The 4,466-nt window shown below is 69.2% G+C and carries 3 protein-coding genes and 1 pseudogene; 2 read left to right on the forward strand and 2 right to left on the reverse strand.

Going from position 1 to position 4,466, the window contains the following annotated elements; all coding sequences use genetic code 11:
- A partial coding sequence (locus tag VLF18_RS10865) for a hypothetical protein (protein WP_325279644.1) occupies positions 1-316 on the forward strand: 316 nt, incomplete at its 5' end.
- Between the two features lie 136 nt (positions 317-452).
- On the opposite strand, the gene VLF18_RS10870 is transcribed toward VLF18_RS10865, so the two are convergent.
- Together VLF18_RS10870 and VLF18_RS10875 are read right to left on the reverse strand one after the other, a co-directional pair.
- The gene (locus VLF18_RS10870) at positions 453-1,613 is read right to left on the reverse strand and encodes a c-type cytochrome (RefSeq protein WP_325279645.1); all 1,161 of its coding nucleotides are present in this window, start codon (positions 1,611-1,613) and stop codon (positions 453-455) included.
- Complete coding sequence (locus VLF18_RS10875) at positions 1,610-2,200, reverse strand: SCO family protein (protein WP_325279646.1); 591 nt, start codon at positions 2,198-2,200, stop codon at positions 1,610-1,612. The genes VLF18_RS10870 and VLF18_RS10875 overlap by 4 nt, the downstream gene beginning before the upstream one ends.
- Positions 2,201-2,603: 403 nt before the next feature.
- Here VLF18_RS10875 and VLF18_RS10880 point away from each other — a divergent pair.
- Positions 2,604-4,466: pseudogene (locus VLF18_RS10880) on the forward strand (hypothetical protein); the annotation flags it as partial.

The following is a 4,466-nucleotide window of genomic DNA, read 5'->3' on the forward strand; positions in this document are numbered from 1 at the left end:
ATTCATGACCGCCGCAGCCTGCTCGAAGCGATGCTTCGGCGAGGCCGGAGTTGCTTTGATCTCCGGGTTTCGTTTTCCGGCGCAATGCGCGGCGCTTAGTGCGCCCTACTCCGGAACGGCGCACGTTGGGCGCGACAACGAAGGGCATTGCGCCACCGCACGCTCCGAAGCCGATTCAATTCATGACCGCCGCAGCCTGCTCGAAGCGATGCTTCGGCGAGGCCGGAGTTGCTTTGATCTCCGGGTTTCGTTTTCCGGCGCAATGCGCTGCGCCTATTGCGCGCTACTCCGGAACGTCGCACGTTGGGCGCAATAACCGAAGGGCATTGCGCCACCGCACGCTCCGAAGCCGATTCAATTCATGAGCACCGCAGCGTGTTCGACGCGATGCTTCGGTCGGGGTGAAGACGCGCTGATCCCTTCGCTTCGCTTTTCGACGCAATGCCCTTCGGTTATTGCACCGTCCGAAACCAACCGGGCGCAGGCTGCAGGCGGCCATCGCGCTCGTCCAGTCGCAGTAGCCACACGTGATCCAGACCGTGCCGCCGCGTCGCGCTCCACTGCAGCGGCGGCAGCGCACCGAGTGCGGGTTCGCGCACCGTCTGCAGCCGCGCGATCACCGCCGCGCGCGATACGTTGCGGCCGGCCTGTCGCAGCAATTCCACGACGAGCTGCAGCACGTGCTCCGCGACGGCCTGCCGCAGCGCTGCCTCGGGCGGCGCCGGCAGTGCGACGCGCAGGCTCTGCCCCGCGGGCCACGGCAGTCGCGCGAGGTCGCACGCGGCGGCAACACGCCCGGTCAGCAGCAGCGTGTGCGCGGTAGACAGCCCCGCCACCTCGCCGCAGTCCTGTATCACGCGCGGCGCCGGCACCGATGCCGCAAGGCTTTCCAGCGCACGCTGCCGCGCGGCGAGCGACGCGGTGATGACGAAGCCGCCGCGGCCCGCGTCGTCGCCGTCAGCGGCAAAGACGATCGCCGGCAATTCCTCGGCTGCGGCGGCAGTCAGGCTCTCGTCGCCGTCGGCGCCGGCGTCGATGAGCAGCAGCAGGTCGTCGCTGCGCGCGGGCGGACGCGGCAGGTGCACCAATTCGATGCGCCGACCGTAGATTTCCTGCGCCGGCGCCGCCAGCACCGCGCCGCGCACGCCGATGCGCAGCCGATCCGGTGCCACGCCCGGCTCGTGCCGCTGGTCGAGACGTGCCAGATAGGCCAGCAGATCATCCGCATCGGCGAGGCTCAGCGCATAGCGCGGCATCGCCGCATCGAGCGGTTGGCCGCCCGCATCGATGCCCATCGTGATCGCGCGGCGCAGCCGCGACGCGTCATACGCCGGCCGTTGCCGCCGCTCGTCGCGCAACGGCCGCAACAGCGCCGACGGACTGATATCGGCCGGCCGCACGCCCCCTTCGCTGCGGCCGCGACCGTCCGCGCCATGGCAGTTCACGCAGGGCAGCAGCGCCGCGGGCACCGCGTCGCCACGGCCCACGGTCGCGACCAGCGGCGTGCCGCGCGGCGAAACGCCCTCGCGGAAGATCCGCTCGCCGCCGTCGGCGGAACCGGCGCTGCCCTGCAGAATCGGCAATGCGGCGAAGAGGATCGCGGCCAGCTTCATTCCACGGGTCGCGCCAGCGCTTCGCGCAGTGCCGCCGTCAGCACGCCGGCATCCGCGAGGCCGTCGAGCCGGCGCCATGGACGCGGCGTGCCGCGCTCGTCGATCAGCACGACCAGCGGCGCGTGCGACGCCGGATCGGCGGCCGACGCACCCAGCGAACGCGCGAGCCGGTCGATGTCCGCGCGCGCGCCGGTCACAAGGTCCCAGCCTGGCGCAGCACCGAACGCACGGCTCCAGCGCGCGAGTTCCGCGGGCGTGTCGTTCGCCGGATCGATGCTCACCGAGATCAGCGCCACGCGGGCGGCATCGTCGCCGAGCTGCTTCTGCACCTGGGCGAAGCGCGTGCCGAGCAGCGGACACACCGTCGTGCAGCGCGTGAAGATGAAATTGATCGCAGCCAGGCGGCCCTGAATCAGATCGCGATGGAAATGCCGCGTGCGGCCTGACTGGTCCTGCACGGGCACGTCGGCGACCGCGCCGGCAACCGTCTCGCCCTGCATCGACGGCGCCGCGGCGGCGGCGTGCGCTGCATGAGCGGCGTGGTCCTGCTCCGTTGCCTGCGCGCCGAGGGCGGCGAGCAGCAGCACGGCCCCGCATCCGAATCCATTGCCCATGGTCGCACCCCGATGGCTGCCGCCCGCGAACTTATCCCGCCGGCAACGCGCCGGCAATGAGGGCAGGCAACACTGCCGCACGCTGGCGGCAATGATGAATTTTCATGATAGCCGGGCGCGGTTTTTTACGCCTGCCTCAGCAAAGGTTCTGGACAAATGCACTTCTGACAGGGGATGGAAAGCGGCACGGCCGGGAAACGGTTACTGCATCCGCAGTCGGCCGGCACCGTCGTGTCCGGGGCGAGCCGGAAAGGTTTGCCGCCGCCGGCGGCGCGACGCCGGAGAGGGCTTCCGAATCTTTCCATATCGGTTATTGTGCAACACGAAACTTGTAGACAAGTTTCCAGCCATCCGTCTTTCCGTTGCGAGGTGAACCATGCGTTTGCCGTTGCGGTTGTGGTCGTGCGCGTTCGTGCTGGTTCCCGCCCTCTGGATTTCGCCGCTGCGCGCGGCCGACGCGCCGGCGCGTGGGCACTGCGACGGCACCGTGCAGGCCGACGTCGTCGCGCTCGATCATGCCTTCCAGGTCAATCGCCTGGGCACGACGCGCACCGACGGCGAGATCTACGCGCTGCGCGCCGACGTGGTGTCCACCGACCCGGCCGCCGACGGCCTCCAGCCGGGCAAGGTGATGCTGAGGCCCGACAAGCGTCCGCGCCCGCTGGTGCTGCGGGTCAACGCCGGCAGTTGCCTCGAAATACGTTTCCAGAACCTGCTCGCGCCGACGCCCAAGGACGTGATGCAGCCGGTCACGCGCACCGCATCGATCCACGTCGCCGGGCTGCAGCCCGTCGACACTATCGCGAGCGACGGCACCTGGGCCGGACAGAACCCGGAAATCGGCGACGGCCAGCACTCGGGGCTCGTGCAGCCGGGTGCCAGCATCACCTACCGGCTGTATGCGCAGGAGGAAGGTACCAACCTGCTCTACAGCACGGCCGGGCAGTACAACAATTTCAACGAAATGCAGTTGTCCACCGGCCTGTTCGGCGCGGTCAACGTGCAGCCGCGCGCAAGCGAGTGGTATCGCAGCCAAGTCGGCGAAGACGATCTGCGCCTGGCCACCACGGGCACGCTGCCGTCGGGCCATCCGCGCATCGACTACGACGCCGTCTTTCCGCCGGGCCATGCGCGCGCGGGCCTGCCGATCCTGCGCATGCTCGATCGCGACAACCGCATCGTGCACACTGACCTGACCGCGCTGATCACCGGTCCCGGCCGCGGTCCGCTGAGCATCCCCGCCGGCGACAACCCGATGCTGCCGGAGCGCAACCGCCCGTTCCGCGAAGTCACGGTGATCTACCACGAGTCGCAGGACGTGGTGCAGGCGTTTCCTGAGTTCATGTCGGCGAAGAACAGCCAGGTACCGCGCGAGGATGCCGGCGCCGATTCCTTCGCGATCAACTACGGCATCGGCGGCATCGCACCGCAGGTGCTGGCCAACCGCATCGGCGTGGGTCCGGCCGCCGACTGCCCCGAATGCAAGTTCGAAGAATTTTTCCTGAGCTCCTGGGCCATCGGCGATCCGGCCCTCGTCGTCGACGTGCCGGCCAATGCGCCGTGCACCACGGCGGAACTGCAGGACCTCACGGTGAAGTTCAACACCGATCCGCTGACCTTCGAGCCGACCGATCCGTGCAAGCCGCGGCCGGGACGCAAGGCGACCAAGGCGTTCTATCCGGACGATCCGTCCAACGTCTATCACGCCTATCTCGGCGACCACGCGCGTTTCCGCGTGCTGCATTCCGGCGCCGCGGTGCATCACGTGCACCACCACCACGCGCACCAGTGGCTGCGCTCGCCCGAGACCAGCCAGAGCAACTACCTCGACTCGCAGGCCATCGGTCCGGGCTCGTCCTTCACCGCGGAGCTGGTGTTCGGCGGCAGCGGCAACCGCAACCTCACGACGGGCGATTCCATTTTCCACTGCCACTTTTATCCACATTTTGCCGCCGGCATGTGGGCGCTGTACCGCACGCACGACGTGTTCGAGGCGGGCACCGCGCTCGATGCGGACGGCCGACCGCGCAGCGATGCGCGCGCCCTGCCCGACGGCGAGATCCCGCGCGGCACGCCGATTCCCGCGGTCGTGCCGCTGCCGCAGTACGCGATGGCGCCGCTGCCGGCGAAAGTGCGCATCGTCGACGGCCAGGCCCAGGTCGACGGTGACGGTCATCCGGGCTTTCCGTTTTTCGTGCCGGGCGTGGCCGGCCACCGGCCGCCGCATCCGCCGCTCGAT

The sequence above is a fragment of the Tahibacter sp. genome (genome assembly GCF_035481375.1).
Classification (GTDB): domain Bacteria; phylum Pseudomonadota; class Gammaproteobacteria; order Xanthomonadales; family Rhodanobacteraceae; genus Tahibacter.

What these genes read in the sequence shown, in the direction of transcription:
- VLF18_RS10870 (WP_325279645.1), bottom strand. Translation starts at nt 1,613, where the DNA reads ATGAAGCTGGCCGCGATCCTCTTCGCCGCATTGCCGATTCTGCAGGGC.